Annotated in this window: 17 protein-coding genes and 1 pseudogene; 9 read left to right on the plus strand and 9 right to left on the minus strand. The window is 69.6% G+C overall.

The genetic code is table 11. From position 1 onward, the window contains the following. Positions 1 to 123: 123 nt before the first annotated feature. Complete coding sequence (locus ACWF94_RS00085; protein WP_453483116.1) at positions 124 to 732, minus strand: TetR/AcrR family transcriptional regulator; 609 nt, start codon at positions 730 to 732, stop codon at positions 124 to 126. Between the two features lie 236 nt (positions 733 to 968). Between ACWF94_RS00085 and ACWF94_RS00090 the strand changes: the two genes are divergently transcribed. The 4 genes and pseudogenes from ACWF94_RS00090 to ACWF94_RS00105 all read left to right on the plus strand — a co-directional run. After that, positions 969 to 1,943, plus strand: coding sequence for an MBL fold metallo-hydrolase (locus tag ACWF94_RS00090; RefSeq protein ID WP_453483118.1), 975 nt, complete (start codon positions 969 to 971; stop codon positions 1,941 to 1,943). Continuing rightward, entirely contained in the window at positions 1,940 to 2,908 is a 969-nt protein-coding gene (locus ACWF94_RS00095; protein ID WP_453483120.1) for a fumarylacetoacetate hydrolase family protein, read from the plus strand. Before ACWF94_RS00090 ends, ACWF94_RS00095 begins: the two co-directional genes overlap by 4 nt. A 122-nt stretch (positions 2,909 to 3,030) precedes the next feature. After that, positions 3,031 to 4,470 carry an amidohydrolase family protein gene (locus ACWF94_RS00100; RefSeq protein ID WP_453483122.1) on the plus strand — a complete coding sequence of 480 codons (1,440 nt, stop codon included), beginning with the start codon at positions 3,031 to 3,033 and terminating at the stop codon, positions 4,468 to 4,470. Between the two features lie 564 nt (positions 4,471 to 5,034). Continuing rightward, positions 5,035 to 5,249, plus strand: a pseudogene (locus ACWF94_RS00105) (NF041680 family putative transposase); the annotation flags it as partial. Between the two features lie 463 nt (positions 5,250 to 5,712). On the opposite strand, the gene ACWF94_RS00110 reads toward ACWF94_RS00105, so the two are convergent. From ACWF94_RS00110 to ACWF94_RS00130, 5 genes are all read right to left on the minus strand, one after another. Further along, positions 5,713 to 7,203: a hypothetical protein gene (locus ACWF94_RS00110; RefSeq protein WP_453483124.1), complete on the minus strand. Its 1,491-nt coding sequence runs from the start codon at positions 7,201 to 7,203 to the stop codon at positions 5,713 to 5,715. A 112-nt stretch (positions 7,204 to 7,315) separates the two neighbouring features. Then, the gene (locus ACWF94_RS00115; RefSeq protein ID WP_453483125.1) at positions 7,316 to 7,954 is read right to left on the minus strand and encodes a DUF6624 domain-containing protein; all 639 of its coding nucleotides are present in this window, start codon (positions 7,952 to 7,954) and stop codon (positions 7,316 to 7,318) included. A gap of 228 nt (positions 7,955 to 8,182) precedes the next feature. Further along, positions 8,183 to 8,512 (minus strand): hypothetical protein, encoded by a 330-nt coding sequence (locus ACWF94_RS00120; RefSeq protein ID WP_453483127.1) that lies wholly within the window; start codon positions 8,510 to 8,512, stop codon positions 8,183 to 8,185. A 262-nt stretch (positions 8,513 to 8,774) separates the two neighbouring features. Then, complete coding sequence (locus ACWF94_RS00125) at positions 8,775 to 9,599, minus strand: ATP-binding protein (protein ID WP_453483129.1); 825 nt, start codon at positions 9,597 to 9,599, stop codon at positions 8,775 to 8,777. 567 nt (positions 9,600 to 10,166) lie between these two features. Next, positions 10,167 to 11,387, minus strand: coding sequence for a helix-turn-helix domain-containing protein (locus ACWF94_RS00130; protein WP_453483131.1), 1,221 nt, complete (start codon positions 11,385 to 11,387; stop codon positions 10,167 to 10,169). Between the two features lie 173 nt (positions 11,388 to 11,560). On the opposite strand from ACWF94_RS00130, the gene ACWF94_RS00135 reads away from it, so the two are divergent. From ACWF94_RS00135 to ACWF94_RS00155, 5 genes are all read left to right on the plus strand, one after another. Next, entirely contained in the window at positions 11,561 to 12,280 is a 720-nt protein-coding gene (locus ACWF94_RS00135) for an HAD family hydrolase (protein WP_453483132.1), read from the plus strand. A 101-nt stretch (positions 12,281 to 12,381) separates the two neighbouring features. Further along, entirely contained in the window at positions 12,382 to 13,875 is a 1,494-nt protein-coding gene (locus tag ACWF94_RS00140; protein WP_453483187.1) for a helix-turn-helix domain-containing protein, read from the plus strand. Further along, positions 13,872 to 14,576: an HAD family hydrolase gene (locus ACWF94_RS00145; protein WP_453483134.1), complete on the plus strand. Its 705-nt coding sequence runs from the start codon at positions 13,872 to 13,874 to the stop codon at positions 14,574 to 14,576. Before ACWF94_RS00140 ends, ACWF94_RS00145 begins: the two co-directional genes overlap by 4 nt. A gap of 91 nt (positions 14,577 to 14,667) precedes the next feature. Next, on the plus strand, positions 14,668 to 15,840 hold the full coding sequence (locus ACWF94_RS00150; protein WP_453483136.1) for a helix-turn-helix domain-containing protein: 1,173 nt from the start codon (positions 14,668 to 14,670) through the stop codon (positions 15,838 to 15,840). A 310-nt stretch (positions 15,841 to 16,150) separates the two neighbouring features. Further along, complete coding sequence (locus tag ACWF94_RS00155) at positions 16,151 to 16,864, plus strand: transposase (protein WP_453483138.1); 714 nt, start codon at positions 16,151 to 16,153, stop codon at positions 16,862 to 16,864. Between the two features lie 51 nt (positions 16,865 to 16,915). Here the strand turns inward: ACWF94_RS00155 and ACWF94_RS00160 are convergent, their stop codons facing one another. From ACWF94_RS00160 to ACWF94_RS00170, 3 genes are all read right to left on the minus strand, one after another. Continuing rightward, entirely contained in the window at positions 16,916 to 17,074 is a 159-nt protein-coding gene (locus tag ACWF94_RS00160; RefSeq protein ID WP_453483140.1) for a hypothetical protein, read from the minus strand. A gap of 125 nt (positions 17,075 to 17,199) precedes the next feature. Further along, positions 17,200 to 19,029 carry a GH39 family glycosyl hydrolase gene (locus tag ACWF94_RS00165; RefSeq protein ID WP_453483142.1) on the minus strand — a complete coding sequence of 610 codons (1,830 nt, stop codon included), beginning with the start codon at positions 19,027 to 19,029 and terminating at the stop codon, positions 17,200 to 17,202. Further along, the gene (locus ACWF94_RS00170) at positions 19,026 to 20,441 is read right to left on the minus strand and encodes a sulfatase family protein (protein ID WP_453483144.1); all 1,416 of its coding nucleotides are present in this window, start codon (positions 20,439 to 20,441) and stop codon (positions 19,026 to 19,028) included. The genes ACWF94_RS00165 and ACWF94_RS00170 overlap by 4 nt, the downstream gene beginning before the upstream one ends. Positions 20,442 to 20,568: the final 127 nt, after the last annotated feature.

The following is a 20,568-nucleotide window of genomic DNA, read 5'->3' on the forward strand; positions in this document are numbered from 1 at the left end:
ATGAAGGCCGGCGCCCATTCTGCACTCAAGTGCAGTTGTGTGCAATCCTGCCGGTGCGCCGAGTCCGCTGCCCGCCAGGGCGGGGCACCGGGCCGGAGGGGCGCCGCCGAGTACGGCGCGCGCCTACCGGGCCGGGTGCAGGGCCCGCAGCACCAGGGTCACGCCGTCGTCCACCTGGGTCTCCAGCGACACGGGCGCATCGCCCTCGCGGGTCCAGCGGAAGCAGGCGCCCATCAGTACGTCGCTCAGCGTGTGGGCGGCCACCGTGAGATCGACGGACGGGTCGACCCAGCCGGCCGGCTTGCCCTCCGCGAGGAGCGGCGCGAGGTCGACCAGCAACTCCGACTCGTACAGGATGGGTCCTGCGGCGGCCGTCCAGCCCAGCATCATCTGCCGCGATACGGCCGGGTCGGCCTCCACCATGCGACTGATCAGGCGCAGGTAGTCGCGCACCGGCTGACCCGTCTCCGCCGGGATCGGGGCCTGAGCCTCGCTCAGGGCGACGTCGGCCATGCGCCGTGTCCACAGCATCGGGATGTCGCTCTTGCGCGGGAAGTGGTTGAATGCCGTGCGCCGTGACGTGCCGGCCCGCTCGGCGATGTCGGCCATGGTGGTGTTCTCGTAGCCCCGCTCGGCGAACAGTGCGGCAGCCGCGTCGTAGAGCAGGTCTCGCGTCGACGGGGTGCGCCGTCCCGACGTGTCCCGTCCAGTGCGCGGCGATGTGCTCGACAACTCACGACTCCCAAATCCTCGGCGTGACCCTTGACCGGATCTGCACTCGGGTGCAGACTCGATCCCACTCTGCACCCCAGTGTAACGAGATGCGAGGCGACCACGGCCGTCGACGGCGGGCCTGGCCGCAGCGCACCCCGGCCGAAGGGCGGCGCCCGTAGTGCGCCGGCCATCGCGGGCCACGTGTACTGCGCTGCCCCGCCACCCCGCCGTCCTCACCCGAGAGACAGAGAGCGATGACCAGCTATTCCAACGGACCCCACGACCTCGGCGGCGACTGCCACGCCTGGCTGCTGCCCGAGGGGCACTGGGGGGAGAGCAACACCGGGCTGATCCGGGGCATTGGTGAATCACTGCTGGTCGACACCCACCTCGACCTGGCCCACACCGCGCAGATGCTCGACGCCTTCGCCCCACTGACCCGGAACCACCCGATCCGGACGGTGGTCAACACACACTCCGACGGCGACCACTGGTTCGGCAACCAGCTTGTCGCCGGCCCGGGCGTCGACATCGTCGCCTCGGCCGCCGCAGCGGAGCTGATGACGCCCGCCGGGGCGGTGGAGCTGGCGAACCTGTGGCACCGCGACGACGAAGTGGGGGAGTTCGTCCGCGCCGTAGCCGCCGGCTTCGACCCGTCCGGCATCACCGCCACACCCCCGACGCGCACGTTCAGTGGATCACTGGACCTCGACATCGGCGGACGCCGGGTGCGGCTCATCGAGGCGGGACCCGCGCACACACCCGGCGACGTCCTCGTCCACGTGCCGGACGCGCGGGTGCTCTTCACCGGCGACATCCTCTTCATCGGCGCCGCCCCGCTGGTGTGGGAAGGACCGGTGTCGCGCTGCGTCGCAGCCTGCGACCTCATCCTGGACCTCGACGTCGTCGCCATCGTGCCGGGGCACGGACCCGTCACCGACAAGACCGGGGTGCGGCGGGTCCGCGACTACCTCACCTACGTCGAGGCGGAGGCCACGCGGCGTTTCGAGTCCGGGCTCGGCCTGGAGGCGGCGATCGCCTCCATCGACCTCACCCCGTTCGCCGACATGGCCGAGCACGAGCGGATCGCCGCGAACGTGCTCAACGTCTACGAGGAGCTCGACCCCGCGCGCCCCCGCGCCAACCGGCTGGCGCAGTTCGCCCACATGGCCCACCTTCACCAGCACTCCGCCCGGAAGCCCCAGAGCCGAATCGGAGACAGCACGTGAAGATCGCACGGATCGAGCTCGACGGTATAGCGACCGTCGCCATCGTCGACGGCGATCGGGTCCAGCCGCTGGCGGACACGGCCGACCTCGACGAACTCCTGACGGCCACACCGTCGCAGCGGGAGATGCTGGTCGCACGCCAGGCGGTGGGGGAGCAACGCGAACTGTCCTCAACGACGCTCCTGGCCCCCGTACAACCCAGGACGCTGCGTGACTACGTCACATTCGAAGAGCACCTTGAGGGCATCGGGATGACACCCCATCCCGCGTGGTACGAGCAGCCCGTATTCTTCTTCTCCAACACCAACGCCGTGATCGGACCCGCCGCGCCTGTCGAGGTGCCCCCGGGGTGTCAACGCCTCGATTTCGAACTCGAACTCGCGGCCGTCATCGGCAAGCCGGGCAAGGACCTCACACCCGAACAGGCCGCCGAACACATCGCGGGCTACACCCTCTTCAACGACTGGTCGGCCCGCGACCTCATGGCGTCCGTCCTCCCCATCGGCGTAGGGCCGGTGAAGGGCAAGGACTTCGCCAACACGCTCGGACCGTGGATCGCGACCGCGGACGAACTCGCACCCTTCCGCCGCGGCGACCGTCTGGCCCTCGAAATGCACGCCGAGGTCAACGGCGTCCCGCTGCCCGGCGGAGGTGACAACTCGGCCAGCATGTCGTGGTCGTTCGAGGAGATCGTCGCCTATGCCTCCCGCGGCGCCGAACTGCTGCCCGGCGACGTCCTGGCAGCCGGGACGTGCGGAGGCGGGTGCCTACTGGAGTACTGGGCCAGGACGGGCAGGGACGACCCGCCACCGCTGCGCCCGGGCGACGTCGTGACGCTCGTGGCCGAGGGCATCGGCTCGGTGTCGAACCAGATCGTTTCCGGAGCCGCACCGGTGGCCCTGCCGCCGGCACGGACGACGCGCAGCCGTCGCCCCCGGCCATGGGACGAGCCGTCGAACCCGTGAGCCCCAGAACGCGCCCGCTTCCCGGGCCGCGCCCGCCGTTCCCTCAACCATCCCGCCGCGCGCAGTTGCCTCGCGCTCGCCACTCCGGGGCTCCGTGACCAACGAAAGGCACCACAGCGAAGATGAAGAAGACACTCATCAGGAACGCCATGCTGGCGACGATGGACCCCGCGACCCGCGACCTCGCCGTGGGCGATGTCCTGATCATCGACGACCGCATCGAGCGTGTCGGAACCGGGATCGAGGCCGACGACGCGGAGGTCGTCGATGCCACCGGGATGATCGCGAGCCCCGGTTTCGTCGACACCCACCGCCATGTGTGGCAATCGCTGCTGCGCGGCGTCGCGGTGAACTGGAGCCTCTTCGAGTACATGGTCGAGATGAGGACCATGTACCCGGTCTGCTACGGCGTGGACGACGCTTACCTGGGCAACCACTACGGTGCGCTTGAGGCCATCAACGCGGGCGTCACCACCGTGGTCGACCACTCCCACCTCCAGGTCTCCGCGGAACACTCAGACGCCCTGGTCCGAGGGCTCAGGGAATCGGGGATCCGCGGCATCTTCGGGTACGGCGTCTACCGCAACCCCCGCTACACCCCGGGAGAGGACATCGAGCCCTCCTCGATCATCGCCGAGATCGCCGGGCCCATCGAGGCGTTCCACCGCGAGAACGCCGCGCGGGTGAGGGAGGAGCACTTCCCCGGCGACGACGGGCTGTTGCGCTTCGGCATCGCGAGCAGCGAGTTCTTCACCTTCCCCAGCATGGAGCCGGTCCTCGATGAACTCGCGTGGAGCCGGACGCTGGAGCCGGCCCGGATCACCTTCCATGCCGCCATCGGCATCAATGACGACGTCAACGTCGTGGAGAGCCTGTCGAACGCCGGCGCGCTCGGCGACGACCTGCTGCTGTCCCACGGCAACTGCCTCACCGACGACGACCTCGCCCTGATCGCGCGGGAAGGGGGCTGGCTCTCGACGACGCCGGACACCGAGTTGCAGATGTCCGGTACGTTCCCGGTTCTGGAACGTGTGGTGAAGTCCGGGCGGATGCCGTCCCTGGGCGTCGACATCGTCTCGGGCTTCAACGGCGACATGTTCACCCAGATGCGCCTGATGCTCCAGGCGATGCGCTTCCGGGACAACGAACAGACCACACCGGGCGGGCTGCCCAGCGGCACCCGGTTCCCCGCGGTGAAGATGCTGGAGTACGCCACACTCGGCGGGGCGACCTGCGTGGGCCTGGAGAACGAGATCGGCAGCCTCACGACGGGCAAGAAGGCCGACATCGTCCTGACCCGCCTCGACGCGCCGAACACAGCCGCCCTGCGTGACCCCGCCGCCGCTCTGGTCTTCTACGCCAACCCCAACGACGTCGAGTACGTATGGATCGACGGGATCGCCCGCAAGCGCGCCGGACAGCTCCAGGGCGAGTCCTGGGCATCCGTGCGGCGGCGCGTCCAGGAGGCCCGCGACGGGATCGACGAGCGCTTCAGCAGGATCGACGCCAGGGCGATGCGCAGGGCGTGGGAGCCCGTATGGGGGCTTACGCCCGGCGGATGACCTGAAGCCAAACGCAGCCTGGGGCGTCCACCGGGCCCGCTGCCCGTCAGCGCCCTCGCGGAAACCGAGTTCCGGGAGACGGGCTCGCTGAGCAGGGCGTCGATGGGTTCCGGGGCGGCGGCCGGGAACTGCTGCGCGAGCAGCCCGCTGCACCGGATGGGGGCGCGGGCTGCGCCGAGTGCCACAGCGACGGGCCGGGGGTGGCGCACCGACACCACGTCGGGTTCCGGCCGGTGCGCCTGCCCGTCCGCCGGTGGTCCCGGAACGACAGAGCCGGCCGCCTCGTACCTGCCCGGCGTCGTTGGCGATCACGTTCAGGCTTTCCAGCAGGGGGCCGCGCTGAAGGCAGGTGACGGCGCCGGCGAGCCAGTCGGCGTCCGGCCGTGCCACGGCCCGGTGACCGCTCCCCCACTACACCTTCACTCCGGTCCCGATCCGCACCGGGGCGCCCCCGGCGACCAGGCCGAACGGGGTAGCCCGCCCTGCCAGCGCCGCTGCCGAGGGCGGCGGACGGTCGGCTGGTGCTGGCCGTGGACGTCTCGCCGTGGCTTTGGCCCGACGCCAGCCGCACGGGTCCGCCGAGACTTTCGGCACCTCCGCCCCAAGGCCGCCTGCCCAGCCAAAGCACCGAAATCCTCCCGCCCGGACCAGGACGGCCACCCGGCCGCAGGAACAACCAGCCCACCACACGCTATTACGTGCACACAGTCGGCAAACCAAGCCTCACGAAACGACGAACGAAGAAGTCAACAACCCCACGCCCCCGCCGCATTGCTTAACGATCAAGTTAGGCTGAGGCACCAGGAGGTTGACGGAGCCGCCACGGCGGCTCAGCTAGCCTTGGATCTAGCTCAGCACATTCCATCTGCACGTGCCAAGGAGCGGTTGCGCAACCTGCGGTGCCGTTTCCAGTAGTATGATGGAGCGGCGGTGTGCCACATCGCACTGCGGACCGATGAGCTGTTGTGTCGACGGCCACACACCCTTCCCTGGGGTGCGCAGTCCCACGGGCTCTTGGGCGGATCTGTCCCGGTTGGCGCCTGATGGTCGCGGCGTATTTGGGCCGTGTACGGCCCTCATGCAGCGCGGTGGGCGATCGCGCCCGAGCCCGCAGCAGCGGCGCTGGCGTCGGGTCCAGTGCCACCGCCAGCACTGATCAAGGTTAACTGGATGGCTGCCGGGGCGGCGTGGTGGGCGCAGGCGGCGAGCAGATCAAGCTCGCTTGATTAGTGGGCATGTGCGTCATTCGGTCTGGAGGCTGGCGAGGTACCCGATGGCCCGCTCCGCCTCGCCCAGGTCCACCCGGTGGCTGCGGGGTCTGATCAGTGCCGCGGTGCCGCTGGCGGCCAGGTCACGGCAGCGGTCGGTCAGCCACTGCCAGTCCAGGTCCAGGTACTCGGCCGCCCGCCGCATCCGGGTCGCGGCGTCCGGGGCAGCGATCACACTGACCGCCTGGGCGTGGTCGATCGCCCCTGTGTACAGGGCCAACCGGGACGGCTCATCGGAGACGGCCGCGTAGCAGATGCCGTCCCCGCGCGGCAGCCAGTTCGCGACCACGGCCCGCTCGCCGGGCACCACGACGACCTCGTCCAGGTCCGCGTACTCGGCCTCCGCACACAGCGCGACCTGCATGCAGTGCTGCTCCATCATCGCCATCGTCAGCAGCAGCAGCACCCGCTCGTACGGCGGGGCTTTCTTCACCGAGGTCTCGGGGACGCAGAACGCGATATGCCCCGGCGCCAGCGTGGTGTGGTCACGGAGCCGGGCAAGAAGCCGGTGCCGATCCCGGATGAGAAGCCAGGCGGCTGCTTCCTCTCCCGTCCGCGACTGGACCCACAGCTGTAACGGCTCGCTGGTGTCGGGCAGGTGGCGCGCAACGTAGTCGGCGCACACCCGGGAGCCGAGCCACAACGCGCCGACCGCACTGAGGTCGGGCACGGCGGAGCGGGCGATCCCCGTCCGCTCCGCAGCGATCTGGGCGGTCGCCTTCTCCGTTTCGGCGCCGAGCGCGTGGTCGTCCGCCTGGAGGCTGTCGTCGATATTGAGCCCGGCCCAGACCAGGGCGTAGGTCAGGTGGTCGATCCGGTAGGCCGCCGGGACCGTGAGCCGGTCCACATGGGGCAGGACGGTCTGCTTGCGGGCGTGGGCGCTGTCCAGGAGGAAGAGATCGTCACCGCCACGGGCGCCGAGGGACCCGATCAGCAGGCCGCGGCGGGTGGGCCGGGCGAACGACCGTACGTGCGTGAGGTCTTCGGCCCCGATGACCACACTGTCCCGGTGCCGGGTGGCTTCGTACTGCGCGATGGCGACGGAGGTGCCGTCGAAATGGTCCGCGCCGTCGAGGTACCAGACGCCGCCGGTCCCGGGGGCGGCCGTGGTGGGGAAGAGGTAGGAATGGGGGTGGGTGAGGTCCAGCCGGTGGGCTGCCGCCAGGGACCGCGCGTGGGGCGGGCGTGCCTCCGGGAAGCCCCGGTCCGCGGCCGGCTGGAACAGTGTCGCGACGGGCAGATGGAACATCTGCTCCAGGATGGTCGCGTTGTTCCCGGTGGGCTCCTGGGCTCCCAGCAGCCACCGGCGGAAGGTGGTGGGCGGGATCTGCGCCCCGCGGAGATTTTTGTTCCGCAGGACGCGTGCGGCCTCGTCCCCGGCCTCACGGAATCGGGGAGCGAAAGTTCGGTGACTGAGCCAGCCGCGTTTCGCCACCAGCACATACAGCAGCGTCGGCGGTTCCATCGCGGAAGGCCGTCCTCTCAAGACGTCAATGGGAGAAGAGAAAGCGGGTGACGGTCTGGGCACGTGCTGAACAGGGCGGCGCTCGGGAACAGCGGGGCTCGACCGGCAGGTGTCAGTGTTCGTCGCCTGCCGGCCGCTGCCGGAAGGTGTCGAGGAGGGCTTCGGGAAGCGGGGGAAGTCCGGCCTCGGCACGGCGCGCGGGCAGCAGGTCGACATCGTCCACCGGCCACACCTCATGACTCCCATCCGGGTAGGTGCGGACATGGGTGCCGTAGCGCTGGGGACAGCCCTGACGCACCCGGATCCGGTCGGCGAGCAGGGCCGTATGCTGCGCCGGGGCGTCCCCGGCACGGACGGCATCGTGCAGCAGCCGCGCCAGCGTGCGCAGGAAGAACACCGGCTCGCAGTCCAGGGCGATGAGCAGTGCCGCCTCGGCCCCCACGGGGCCGACCAGACGGTAGCCGGGCCAGCCGTGCACCGCCACGATCCGGTGCAGAACCCGGGTGTTCGCCTCGGTGAGCAGCCGGTGCACCGGCTCCCCGTCAGGGAACAGGTCGTCGATCGCCCGCTGGTCGGCGACCGCCCCCGCCCGGCGGACGAGATCCAGGGCCAGATCCGGCCGCGCCGCACCCTCCGCCCCCGCGTCAGGCGGCGGCAGGCTCGTGTCGTCCACGGCGTACGGCCGGGGCCACCACACTCCGGTGCCCGCCACACTCGAAGACGCGGGCCCCGGGACAGCCTGCCCGGCCACACCTGCCTCACTCCGGGTTCGCCTGCGGCACGCGAGGAAGAAGCGCACCGGTCGGCAGCGGTTACGGAGCATGGCCGTACCCCCGCGCCACTCGGTCCTCCGCAACGGTACGCAGCATTCCGCCCGCGGGCAGGGCCAGAGCTTTGGGGTTGGTCCACGGGGCGGCATCCCGGTGTCCGGCATGAGCGGCCGGGAACGCCGGTGGGCGCCGGTACGGGAAGGCCGCTCTCACCGCCTGCTCCGGCATCCGTCGTCCGGGAGTCCGGTGAAGCCTGGCGATCCCCCAAGCCGCCGTGTGAGCTGTGCGAGGTCCTGCACCAGCTCCGCCAGCTGCACCAGAGCGATCACCGCCCGCACACCCGAGTCTGCCGAGGTCCGATCGGCGTGTTCTCGCACCCGGGCCACCAGCTGCCGATCCGCCGCCGAGAGCCGCTGCCCTTGGCGCTCCTGCTCCGTCCACACCTCCACCAGCGCCCGGCCATGTGCGGCCAGTTCGGCCCGCACCGGGACGAGCGGCTCCGCCTCACAGGGCAGCGGGACGTCGGAATCCAGCAGCATCCGGACGGCGTCCAAGGCGGTCCCGGCCGTGCACGCCGGGTCGCGGTACGGCCGCCCGGCCGCCCACGGGAATCTCCGCACGCGGAACGAGGCCAGCCGCTGACGCGTCCGTGCTGCGAACGAACCTGCGGGCAGTGAGGGAGTACGTGCCCAGGGCGCGACAGAGGTAACAGATGCGAAACTAGGGTGCATGTCGGTCACTCCAGTGAGAGTGTGAGGGTGCTCAACGGAGCGTTGATGGCGGGGCCCCGGATGAAATTGCTCAGGCGGCGACAGCGACGCGCGGTCGGCGGGCGCGGAACAGCATCCAGACCTGTTTGCCGGTTCCGTCGGGGCGCGGGATGGTGCCCCACCGGTCCGCGATGTCGGCGACGAGTGCCAGACCCCGTCCGGAGTCGTCCCCGTCCCCTGCCGACCGCGGGCGCGGAGGAGCGGGTGAGCGATCCTCAACCCCGACGCGCAGCCGCCGCTGATCCCGCTCGATGGTCACTTCGACCGGGTCCCCGGCGCGCGATCCGTGGCTGATGGCGTTGGTGATGAGTTCATGTGCTGCCAGCACCACCAGGTCCCTGTCCTGGCGCAGACCGTCCGCCCCCCACGCCCGCAGGGCGTCCTCGACCATCCGCCGGGCGGCGCGGGCATGGGCGGGATGAGCCGGGAAGACGGCACGGCACGAACGCACCCGGCCGGCGGCATGCTTCGCGCCACCGCCTGGGGGATCACAGCGGCACCAGATCCTCCGCCACTGCGACACCTCCCACGACGCCGGCCGGACCGCCTCGACCCGCACGCGGCGCTCCGCGAGCCGCTCCAGCACCGCCGACCGGTCGGCGGCATCCCTCTCCAGCTCCGCCGTCGACGGCATGACCAGCACCTGCGGACCACCATCGCGGATGAGCCGGTCCACGAACCGCCACCCCTGACGGTCCCCCAGCGGGACTCCGGACGCGGCGGTGTCGCTGACGGCCGCCCGGACGGCGTACCCGCGCTCCTCGGCTGCCTGCGCCAGCTCCCCGAGTTCGGCCATCGCCGCAGCCGGGTCCGGACGGCAGGTATAGATGACAGCCGTTCTCATGGTGCTGGACATGACCGACCTCCGGCAGGAAACAGGGGAAGGAACGAGGACAGCCAGGCGGAACGAGGAGGCTCGGAGCCCCACGTCCGCGACCGTGTCGGACGGCGACGATCGGCCGATCTTCCTGTGTGTGCGACGAGTCTGGGGGGAGGAGCGAACCTGCCGGTATCGCGAGGGCGATATCGCCGTGGCGATACGCCGATGACGCTCGGCCGGGGACGCCACGGGTTTCTCGCGCGAGCGGTGGCAGCGGCGGGGTGCGTTCACCCGGAACCGCCTGGACCAAGGAGCCGGCCGAGCTGTCCGTACAGCTGGCCTGCCTCGTCGGCCGTGATGATGAGCGGGACGGACGCCTGCTTCGCGGCCCTCCCGCACAGGACGAGTGGGACAGCGAAGCGGCCGGCCTCTGTGATACCGATGACGGCCCCGGGGGAAAGGCGCAGGTGGCGCGTCTCGGATTCCTCGACAGCTTCTGTCCGGGCGTGGCTGGAGGTCATAGCCCGTAAAAGTAGGGCCAGTTGATACCGGGCTCCCTGAGTAAAAATCAGGGCTGAGTAACGCTCAGGGGTTGCGTGATCACTACGCGGCGAGCCCGATGTGCTTCGCGATCTTCCGGAGGTCATCCCGCCACACCGGCTTCTCACGCTTGAGCAGGTCGGCCACAGCTTCCCTGACCAGGGAAGAAAAGACGATCTCCTCGGGCGACTGTTTAATGAGCTTGCCCAGGACGTGGACCGTCCCGTAGTCGTCCCTCTGTACCCGGTTCAGGTTCATGACCTCAATGAGGTATCGAGTCCTGCGTTCCAGCGGCAGGCTGGGATTGACCTGCACGGTGTCGGCGGCGCGAAGCGCGTCGCTTGCGTCACCTTCCTCCGCCTTGAGGTGTACTTCGTGCATCGCCACGTTCGTGGGGCCGAAGGAGGTGTGCCAGTGATTGCAGTCGCCCGGGACCCTTCGCGCGGCGGCCTGGGCGCCCCGGTAGAGATCCCAGGCCACGGGCCCCAGGGCCGCGCGCACCGCGGCGACAGCCCCTTGGAGATGCAGCGCTCCGTAGGCCGACCAGTGCGCGGGGGAGGAGTCCGCGCCCGGCGTGCACTGAGCGATGGTCTGCCGGGCAAGTTCGACGCTGTCGGCCACGTCTCCCGCCGAGGTGAGAACACACGCCAGGTTCCAGGCGGCAGCCGCCACGAGCGCGGGGTCGCCCGCGTTGTCCGCGAGAGCCAGCCCGCGGTCGGCCGCGATCCGTGCCAGGGTGGGTTCGCCGACCCGGCGCAGCCAGACCTGGTGCAGGCCGTACAGGCTGATGAGCTGCCGCAGAACGGCCTGCTCCTGTTCGGGGCGAGCGTCCCGCAGCGCCGCGTGTCCTTGGCGCAGCAGGGTCGGGAGCCGCGAGCCGGTTTCCTGGTAGCGGCCATGGGTCTGCGTCTCGTAGACCTCCCATGTGTCCTTGACCGACGCGGTGAAGTCCTCACCTGTGATGCCCTCCAGCCGCAAGGGGAGCAGCGACGCCTGGAGGGAGAGCGTCCGGCGGATCTGCGGTACGTGTTCGTGTTCGGCATTGCCGGTGCTGACGCCCATGACGTATCCGCCGGTCAGATCCTCCATCTGGCACCGCAATACCTGACACAGGGTGACAAGGACCGAGACGCGGTCCACGGGCATCCGGTCGTGCTCGACCTTGAAGACCCAGTTCTCGGACCTGCCGATCAGGTCTCCCAGCGCCCGTTGCGACATCCCGCGTCGCTCGCGAAGCCACTTGACCCTCTTGCCGATGCTGAACAACTCGCCGTCACTGACCATGGCTTGTCCATTCGTTGTCGCGGACAGGTCCTCTCATCAAGACCATATGCCCATGCGGCTCAGGCAGAGTGATACTGGATTCACTCCCCCACGGGAGGGCAATGCCCGGCCGCCCCCGGGTCGCAGAGCGACCACAGGCGGCCTCTGTTCCCCGTCGTCCGCAAGGAGCACCGTTGACCACGACCACCCCCTACCGTGGCTTGATCCTCGACTTCGGCGGTGTCCTGACGACACGGATGAGACTCAACGGCGAGGCATTCGAACGGGCGGAGGGCCTGACGCCCGGCGCCTACTTCCACGCCCTGAACGAGAATCCCCTGGGCGTGGAGGTGTATGCCGCCCTCGAAGTCGGCCAGGCGACTCAGGACGACTGGAACCGCACCATCGGCGGCATCCTCGGCATCGACTCCACCGACCTGATGCGGCGGGCCCTGGCCAACCTGCGACCCGAACCGCTGATCGTCGACGTGGCGAAACGCGCTCGCACCGCCGGCGTCAAGGTCGCCATGCTCAGTAACTCGTTCGGCATCACGCCCTACAACCCGTACGAGGCGCTGGGCATGTACGACGACTTCTTCGACGCCATCGTGCTGTCCGAACGGGAAGGCGTACGCAAACCGTCGCCCCGCATCTACCAGCGCGCTCTGGACGCCCTGCGCCTCACCGGACCCGAATGCGTGTTCGTGGACGACCACGCGCACAACCTCCCACCGGCCCAAGCCCTGGGCATCCGGACCATCCACCACACCACGGACCCAGCGACCACCGCGACGCTGCTCGACGAGCTCCTCCACGGAGGCTCCCACGCCTCATCAGGCGAACGTCTTCCAACAGCGCCCGGCGCCCAGAGGCGAAGGCTCCTCGGATCCGTTGACTCCGCAGACCGGCCGTAGTGGCGGTATCGCTGAAGCGATATCGCAGAGGCGGTGCGGCGTTGTCACTCCGATGTTGATCAACGGAGCTCCCAGAAAGTCCAGTTATGACGGGTGAAGCGATGGAGATGACGTTCCGCGGATGCTCCACGTGCCGCAGCCGACTGAGCCAGTACAACCCCGGGCCGTTGTGCGGCCCGTGCGCGCGAACCGGGGACCTCCCCCAGGTACCTGACCGGGCCTGGCGTGACGAGCGGGTGCTCCGAGCCCTTGCCGCCTGGGATTTCGGGGAGATCCTGGGCCTGCTGCGGCGCCGCTCGGGCCTGTCACAGATGGCGGTGTGCGCGCTGACAGGGCTGACCCAGTCGTACATCTCCGACCTGGAACGAGGCCGCAAGCAGCTCTCCGGCCGCGATGCGATCATCGACTTCCTCTCCGGACTCGGTCTTCCGGCAGACCTCCGTCCGCTGCTTCTGGAGCCTCTCGGCGGAGCCGGCCGTGTGCCTGTTGGCGGTGGTTTGGATCCTGATCTGCCGTGGACCGTGGACCGTATGGTGCTGTCACTGGATGTGGCCATCGGAGGTTCCATGAAGCGTCGCCGTGTGCTGACCGCCCTGGGCGGAGCCGGACTGACTCACTATGTTCTGCAATCGGCCATCGCCCCCGCCGAAGCCATGGCGTCGTCCACCGGCGGGGGAGCCCGGGTGGCCCCGCCCCTGATCAACTCCCTGCAAGCCACCACTGACGCGCTGCGCCAGATTGACGCCAGCAGCGGCAGCGGGTCTCTGGCCGCCACCGCCTCCACGCATCTGAGAGTGCTGCTGGACCTGCTGAAGAACGGCACCTACAACGAGCCCATGGGCCGGAAGCTGGCCGCTGTCACCGCGGATACCGCGATGCAGGCCGGGTGGTTCACGTTCGACAGCGGAGCGCACGACGCCGCCCAGGGCCTGTTCGTCGGTGCCCTGCGTGCCGCGCACGCCTCGGGCGACTCCCGTCTCCGTGCCGGAGCCCTGGCGTATCTGGCCATCCACGGCTATTCCGTCGGGGACCCGCGTGACGCCGTGACCGCCGCCCGCACCGCACGTCAGGCCATCAGCACATGGGACGCTCCCGCCCTGCACGCGATGCTGCTGACACGGCAGGCCCGAGGCCACGCCCGGCTCCGCGAGGAACGCCATGCACGTACCGCCCTCGAAGAAGCCCGGAAGCTGTGCGCGCGAGGCCGCGGCGAGGACGACCCGCACTGGCTGTACTGGATCAATCAGGGGGAAATCCTCGGCCAGACCGGCAGCTGCTACCTCGATCTCGGCCGCCCCGCCGAAGCCGCCGCCGCCTTCGCCGAAGCACGCGGAGTCCTGAGCCGCCACGAAATCCGCACCCACGCGCAGTTCCTCTCCCGAGCCGCCACCGCGCAGATGCGGGCCGGCGACACCGACGCGGGCTGTGCGACAGGACAGGACGTGCTGACACTCGTGGGCGGGGTGCGCTCCGCCCGGCTTGACGACCACCTTCAGACCATGCTGGACGAAGCCCAGAGCTTGGGCAGCTCCGGCGCCGTGCGTGGCCTCCTCGACCGGGGCCGTGCCGTCCTGCGGGAACGGACGGCCGCGTGATCCTCGTCCTGTGGGACATCGACCGCACCCTGCTCTATGTGGGGGACACTGACCGGCTCGTCTACCGGGCAGTCTTCGAAGAAGTCGTCGGGCGGCCCGCTGAAGCGCTGCCGGCGAAGGGCACCGGTGTCACCATGCCGCTGGCCGTCCGCGAACTCCTCCAGGCCAACGGCGTACCCGACCACGACACCGCCCGGCTCACCCAGGAAATCATCCAGCGTCTGCCGCACCAGCTGAGCCTGCACCGCGAGCACATGCTCTCCACCGGCACCCTGATGCCCGGATCCATCGAGGCGCTCACCGCCGTCCGCAGTGCGCCCCACCTGGTTCCCTCCGTCGTCACCGGCAACCTGAAGGCCAGCGCCGAGACCAAGCTCACGGCCTTCGGCCTGAGCACCCTGATCGAGACCGGGATCGGGGCCTACGCGTCCGACGACCCTCACCGCCCCGCTTTGGTACCTCTCGCCCAGCAACGAGCCCGAGCAGCCCACAGGCACCCGTTCACCCACCGGAACACCGTCATCATCGGGGACTCCCTCCAGGACGTCCGCACCGGCCGGGAAGGCGGAGCCAAGGTCATCGCCGTCGCCTCCGGCACCACCCCGGCCACCGCCCTCGCCGACGCCGGAGCCGACCACGTCCTCGCCGACCTGACCCAGCCGGACCGACTCCCCACCCTGATCACCCGTCTCTGCGCCTGAACCCGGCCAGGAGAGCGCTACGGATTGCCTACAGACCGTCACGGCAGCGATACTGCTGACCCAGCCGACAGGTCCAGGAGGACATCCGGCCGTGACACCCGCGCGTCAGTGCCTCAACTGCCACTGCAACTGCAACTGCCGGATCAGCCGGTACAACGAGGACGACCGCTGCGCGCCCTGCCTCCGCGCATCCCCCGCGACCGCGCCGCCCGTGGTCCCGGACACCGTGTGGAAAGTCCCGCAGATCCGCGCAGCCGCAGCCGCACTCGACTTCGGGGAACTCAGCCGGCTGATCCGGTCCCGCACCGGACTCGCCCAGACCGACCTGGCAACACTCACCGGGATCAGCCAGAACTACCTGTCCCAGCTCGAGTCCGGCAAGAAGCGGCTCTCCGACATCCACAAGGCCATCGGGTTCCTTGAGGGCCTCGGCGTACCCCCAGAGCTGCTGCCCGTTCTCTTCAACGGCCGCTCGCAGGAGGGCCAGCTCGACCCACGCGGCCAGATCACACGGGCCGCAGCCTCATCACTGGAGTTCGCCGACCTCATCACCCCCAGCAACATCGGCGACGAGACCCTCGCCTACCTCGCCGACGACCTCGACCTCTGGCGCACCGAGGGCCCCGGTCACCGGCAACGGTCCGCGAACTTCGTGCGGTGGGCAGTCACCCACCGACATGCCTCCCGCCTCACCGCACCGAGCATCCGCTGGCAAGGCCCGGCCGGACCCCTCGACCAGGACCGCAGGTGGACTGATGCCCGCAGCCTGCTCCACGACGACACCTGCCCCATCGTCACTCGAACCGCCGGGCTTCTGGTCCTGCTATACGCACAAAAGCTCAGCGACATCACGGCCTTGACCGTCAAACACGTACTCCACCACGACGACCGCACCTCCCTGCACCTGGGCAGCCGCCCCATCGTCCTGCCCGCTCCGCTGGACGATCTCATCAACGAACTCGTCGCCATCCGCCGGTCACCGGGAAGCGGTGCCCTCCACGAAGAGTCCGTCTGGCTGTTCCCAGGGCACCGCCGAGGACTCCCGCTGACCGAAGGCGCGCTTGCCCGGCGCCTGCACGCACTCGGGATCAGCCCACGAGGCAGCCGAAACACCGCTCTATTCGCGCTCGCCGCCGAACTCTCCGCAGCGATCCTGGCCAAGACCTTGGGGATCCACATCCAAAGCGCGGTCCAGTGGCAGAAGATCGCCGCCGGTGACTGGAACTCCTACGCCGCCGACGTCAGCCAGCGCCCGAGAGCCTGAGCCCGAGGCATTCGGACAGTTCCAATACCCGAGTGCACCATTACAGGGCATTACCGTCGGCGCCCCCGATGCCGTGCAGGTCAGCGACCGATTCCACCTCTGGCAGGGCCTCTCCCGCCGGGTTCAGGACATCGCCTCCGCTCACCGCGGCTGCCTGCCCGCAGCACTTCCCCCGATCAGCGAGACCGGTCCCGCCCCGGCCGAGGACGCCGCCGAGCACACTGCTGCGGACACGCGAGCCGGGCGCCACGCCCGAAGGCTCTTCGACGCCGTGCAGGCCCTGACACGTTCTGGCCGGAGCCACAATTCCGTGGCCCGGGAACTCGGCCTGGACCGCCGCACCGTCAGCAAATACGCCCGGGCCCGCACCTGGCAGGAAGTGATGCGCCGCCCGCCCCGCAAGTCCTCCACCCTGGACCCCTACCTCGACTACCTGCAACAACGCTGGGACGAGGGACAGCACAGCGCGAAGATCCTGCACGAAGAACTCCAGACCAAGGGCTACCTCGGCCACTACCAGCGCGTCAAAATGGCCGTCGCACCCCTCAGGCGAGGCCTGCCCCTGGACGAACCGCGCGAGCGACCGCCCTCGCCTCGCGAAGCCGCCCGCTGGATCACCACCCACCCCCACCGCCGCAGCCCACACATCAACGACCGCCTGCCCCGGCTCCTCGACCACTGCCCCGAACTCAGAACCACCCACGACCTGGTCCGCCGGTTTGCCACCATGCTCGACAACCGAGACGCGACACCCCTGCCCGACTGGCTGAACGACCTCGCAACCAGCGGACTGGCCCCTCTCACCGGCCTCGCCGGAGCCCTTCACGAAGACCGGCATGCCGTCGCCCAGGGAATCACCACCCCTTACAACTCCGGGGTCAACGAAGGCCGCATCACCGACGTCAAGCTGCAGAAACGCCTCATGGCCGGTCGCACCGGCGTCTCCCTTCTCCGGCACCGCGTCGTCCTGATCGCCCACCTCCGCCGACGCTACGCGGACCGGCCGACCGCGTCACCGAGATGATCTCCGGCTACGAAAATCTTGCCAGAGCCACCTTCTCGAGTACGCCGACAATCAGGGTGCTGTAGTCGAGTTGCAGTTCTCGAACAGGACGTTGTCCAGGGTCACCTCCGCCAGGGTGGCGCCCATCAGCTTGCAGTCGCGGAAGACGACGCGGGAGAGCTTGCTGTGCGGGAAGCGCAGCGAGGCGAGGTCACTGCCGGAGAACTCCACGGAGTCGGCCGGCGCGACCGTCGCGGACCTGACCCTCGCAACACCGCAGCTGTGTCACCTCCACCCGCAGTGAACGCGGCGTCGGTCCATCGGGGAGGACCGGCGCCGCCTTCCGCGGCGGTGCTTCAGTCCCTGGGAGTCAGCTCCAGGAACGAGACACCCGGCATGGGCAGTTCGAACGACAGCTTTCCGGAGAAGGACCGTTCGGGCTCATACGCGTCGAGGATGTCGGCCTGCTCCAGTTCGCCCCACTGCGTGTCGTCCGGCCAGTCCCCGCCGCCGATCCGCCGCCAGACCGCGCGGATGTTGCTGTGCCGCTCGTCGATACGGTGATGGGTCACCCGGTACGGGCGGTCACCGAGCCCGGAGACTTCGACCCTGACCTGCCGGGCCAGCACCGGGTCCCCCTCCGCCAGCGCGTGGTTGAGGGTGCCGTTCCACACCAGGATTCCGATCCGGCCATCGGCGTGCCGCGCCGCCCAGGTCTCGACGCCGCCGATGTCCCCGGCCGCCTCGACGGCCAGCTCCGCCTCGCCGAGGCGTTCGGCCAGCGAGAGCGCCCAGTAGCGGGGCTTGCGCAGATTGCCGACGGTCAGCAGGCCGAAGCCGCCGTGGAAGAGGGCCGGCGGGGCCCCCAGCTCCTCGAAGTGGTCGGAGGCCACCCAGTGCGAGAGGGCCTCGATCCGTCCGGCCGCCGACTTCATACCGTGCAGCAGGAAGACGGCGCCGAACGGTCCGTCGCCGATCCCGTGGAAGTGGGTCGGTGTGGGACCCCATTCCGTCCACCAGACCGGCACGCCCTCCCGGCCGTGCCGGGCGAGGACGGGCCGCCAGTCCAGAGGCGCGTTGCCGTAGGTGTGCGTGGAGACGAAGTCGAGGGCTGCCCCCGACTCGCTTACATGCGCGAGGAGTTCGTTCACCCAGCCGTTGGCGGCGCTGGAGGGGCCGCCGACCCGCAGCGCGGGGTGCACGGACTTCACGGCGGCGGCGGTGACGTCGTACAGCCGGAAGAACTCCTGCGGCGTACCCGACCAGAAGACCTCCAGATTGGCCTCGTTCCACACCTCGAAGGCCCAGTTGTCGCACACCTCCTGGAGCCCGTAGCGGTCCACGAGGTGCCGGGTGAGGTCGTGCACCAGGTTGCCCCAGCGCTCGTAGTCCTTCGGCGGAGAGATGATCGCCCGGTATCCGAAGACCGTCTTGGAGGGGTCGGAAGCCAGGTCGCGGGGCATATAGCCGAGTTCGACGATCGGACGCAGGCCGAGGGAGAGGATGTTGTCGTAGACCGCGTCGACTCCGGAGAAGTCGTGGACGGGTTCGCCGTCGACCTCCCGGTAGACGCCGAGGTCGTCGCAGAGGATCGCGTGCGCCCGCACCGTGCGTACGCCGAGCTCCTCGTGGACCGTACGCAGCGCGGCGGTGAGCTCGACGCCGATGGGACGGCCGCCGGTGGTTCCCTCGGCGAGCGCGTACGACAGGTGCTCGGAGCCGATCATCGGCCGCCAGGGCCTGGGCAGTTCCCGGGTGACCCGGTCGGCGTGCACGGTCACCGTGACCGGAGCCGGCGCGCCGGCGGTCCCGTTCGGGGCCGCGGCGGCCACCGGGTCGCAGAACGGGCCGGTCACCTCCATGCCCGCGACCGCGGCCACGATGTAGCGGACCGGCTCGCCTGACTTGAGGTCGGTGTCGACGTAGCGGGGTGCGGGGACCTGCGGGACGTCCATGTCACGCTGCTTGGTGGTGGCGAACTCCCCGCCGCCCACGGCCCGGTGGACGAGATAGCCGATGGCCCCGTCCACCGGGTCCCACTCCAGGGTGATGTGGCCGGCCCCGGCCCGCGTCCGCACATTGCGCGGGGCGACGAGCGTGACGTCCGGAGCCGGGGCGGCTGCCTGACCGGACGGCCGGTAGATGCGCTCGCGCCAGTCCGCGTGGGCGGCCTCGGCGGCGCTCACGCCTGCCCCCTGACGTACGGCTTGTCCCCGATCTCCTCCTGGACGCGGGCCAGCTCGGCCTCCAGCTCGCGCCGCACGTCCGCGCATGCCGGGACGTGGTAGACGCTCTTCATCTCCCACGGGTCCTCCTGGAGGTCGAAGAGCTCCCACTCCGGTTCCATGACCTTGTCGGAGGTGCCGGGCAGGCCCAGGCCGTCGGCGTAGTAGTAGACGAGTTTGTAGCGGTCGGTGCGGACACCGTAGTGGGCCCAGACGTGATGGATGCCGTCGTCGTGCTCCCAGTAGCGGTAGTAGACGGACGTGCGCCAGTCGCCGGGGGTCTCGCCCCTGACGACACCGCGCAGGCTGGCGCCCTGCATTCGCGGAAGCGCTTCCACGCCCGCGTAGTCGAGGAAGGTCTGCGCGAAGTCCACGTTCATCGCGAGCGCGTCGCTCACCGATCCGGCCGGGATCTCGCGCGGGTAGCGGATCAGGAACGGCATCCGCAGTGACTCCTCGTACATGAAGCGCTTGTCGTACCAGCCGTGATCCCCGAGGAAGAAGCCCTGGTCGGAGGTGTAGACGACGATGGTGTCGTCGACCAGGTCGTGCTCCTCCAGATAGTCGAGGAGGCGGCCGACGTTGTCGTCCACGCTCGCGACGCAGCGGAGGTAGTCCTTGATGTACGTCTGGTACTTCCACAGGGCCTGCTCGTCCTGGGTCATCCCGGGCGGGAGGAGCTTTTTCAGGTCGTCCAGGCGGAGGTGGTCGGCCACCCGCATCTGCGCGGCGCGGGCTGCCGGCGCGCGGCCCGAGTAGTCGTCGAAGAAGTTCTCGGGGACGGCCAGATCTCCGTCCGTGTACATGTCGAGGTGCTTCTCGTCCGGCTCCCAGTTCCGGTGTGGGGCCTTGTGGTGGACCATCAGGAAGAACGGGGTGTCGGTGGAGCGCTGGTCCAGCCACTCGATGGACAGGTCCGTGATGATGTTCGTGGCGTAGCCCGGGATCACCCGCTGGCTGCCGTCCATGTCCAGGAAGACCGGGTTGTGGTAGCGGCCCTGATCGGGCACCACGGTCCAGTAGTCGAAGCCCTCCGGGTCGTGCCCCTTGCCGTGGCCCAGGTGCCACTTGCCGACGATGGCGGTCTGGTAGCCGGCGTCGCGCAACAGCTGGGCGACGGCCGGCTGGCTGGAGTCGAACTCGGTTGACAGCGTCTGTACGCCGTTCACGTGGTTGTAGGTGCCGGTCAGGATGGTGGCACGGCTGGGCGCGCACAGGGAGTTGGTGCAGAAGCAGTTGTCCAGCCGCATGCCGCCCTCGGCGATACGGTCGATGTGAGGGGTCTCGTTGATGTTGCTGCCGTACGCGCTGACCGCGTGTGCGGCGTGGTCGTCGGCCATGATGAACAGGATGTTGGGGCGCCGCTGGGTCATCGGGTGCTCCGTAGGTTGTTGGGTGGCCCGGGAGGGCAGGATGTGGCTGATCGCGGCTTGCCTTCAGCGGCTCGCGAGGAGTGGCATTCCGGCTCTCCCGGGCACTCTGACTACTGATTGACGTGGC

Source organism: Streptomyces sp. NPDC055078 (assembly GCF_053607985.1).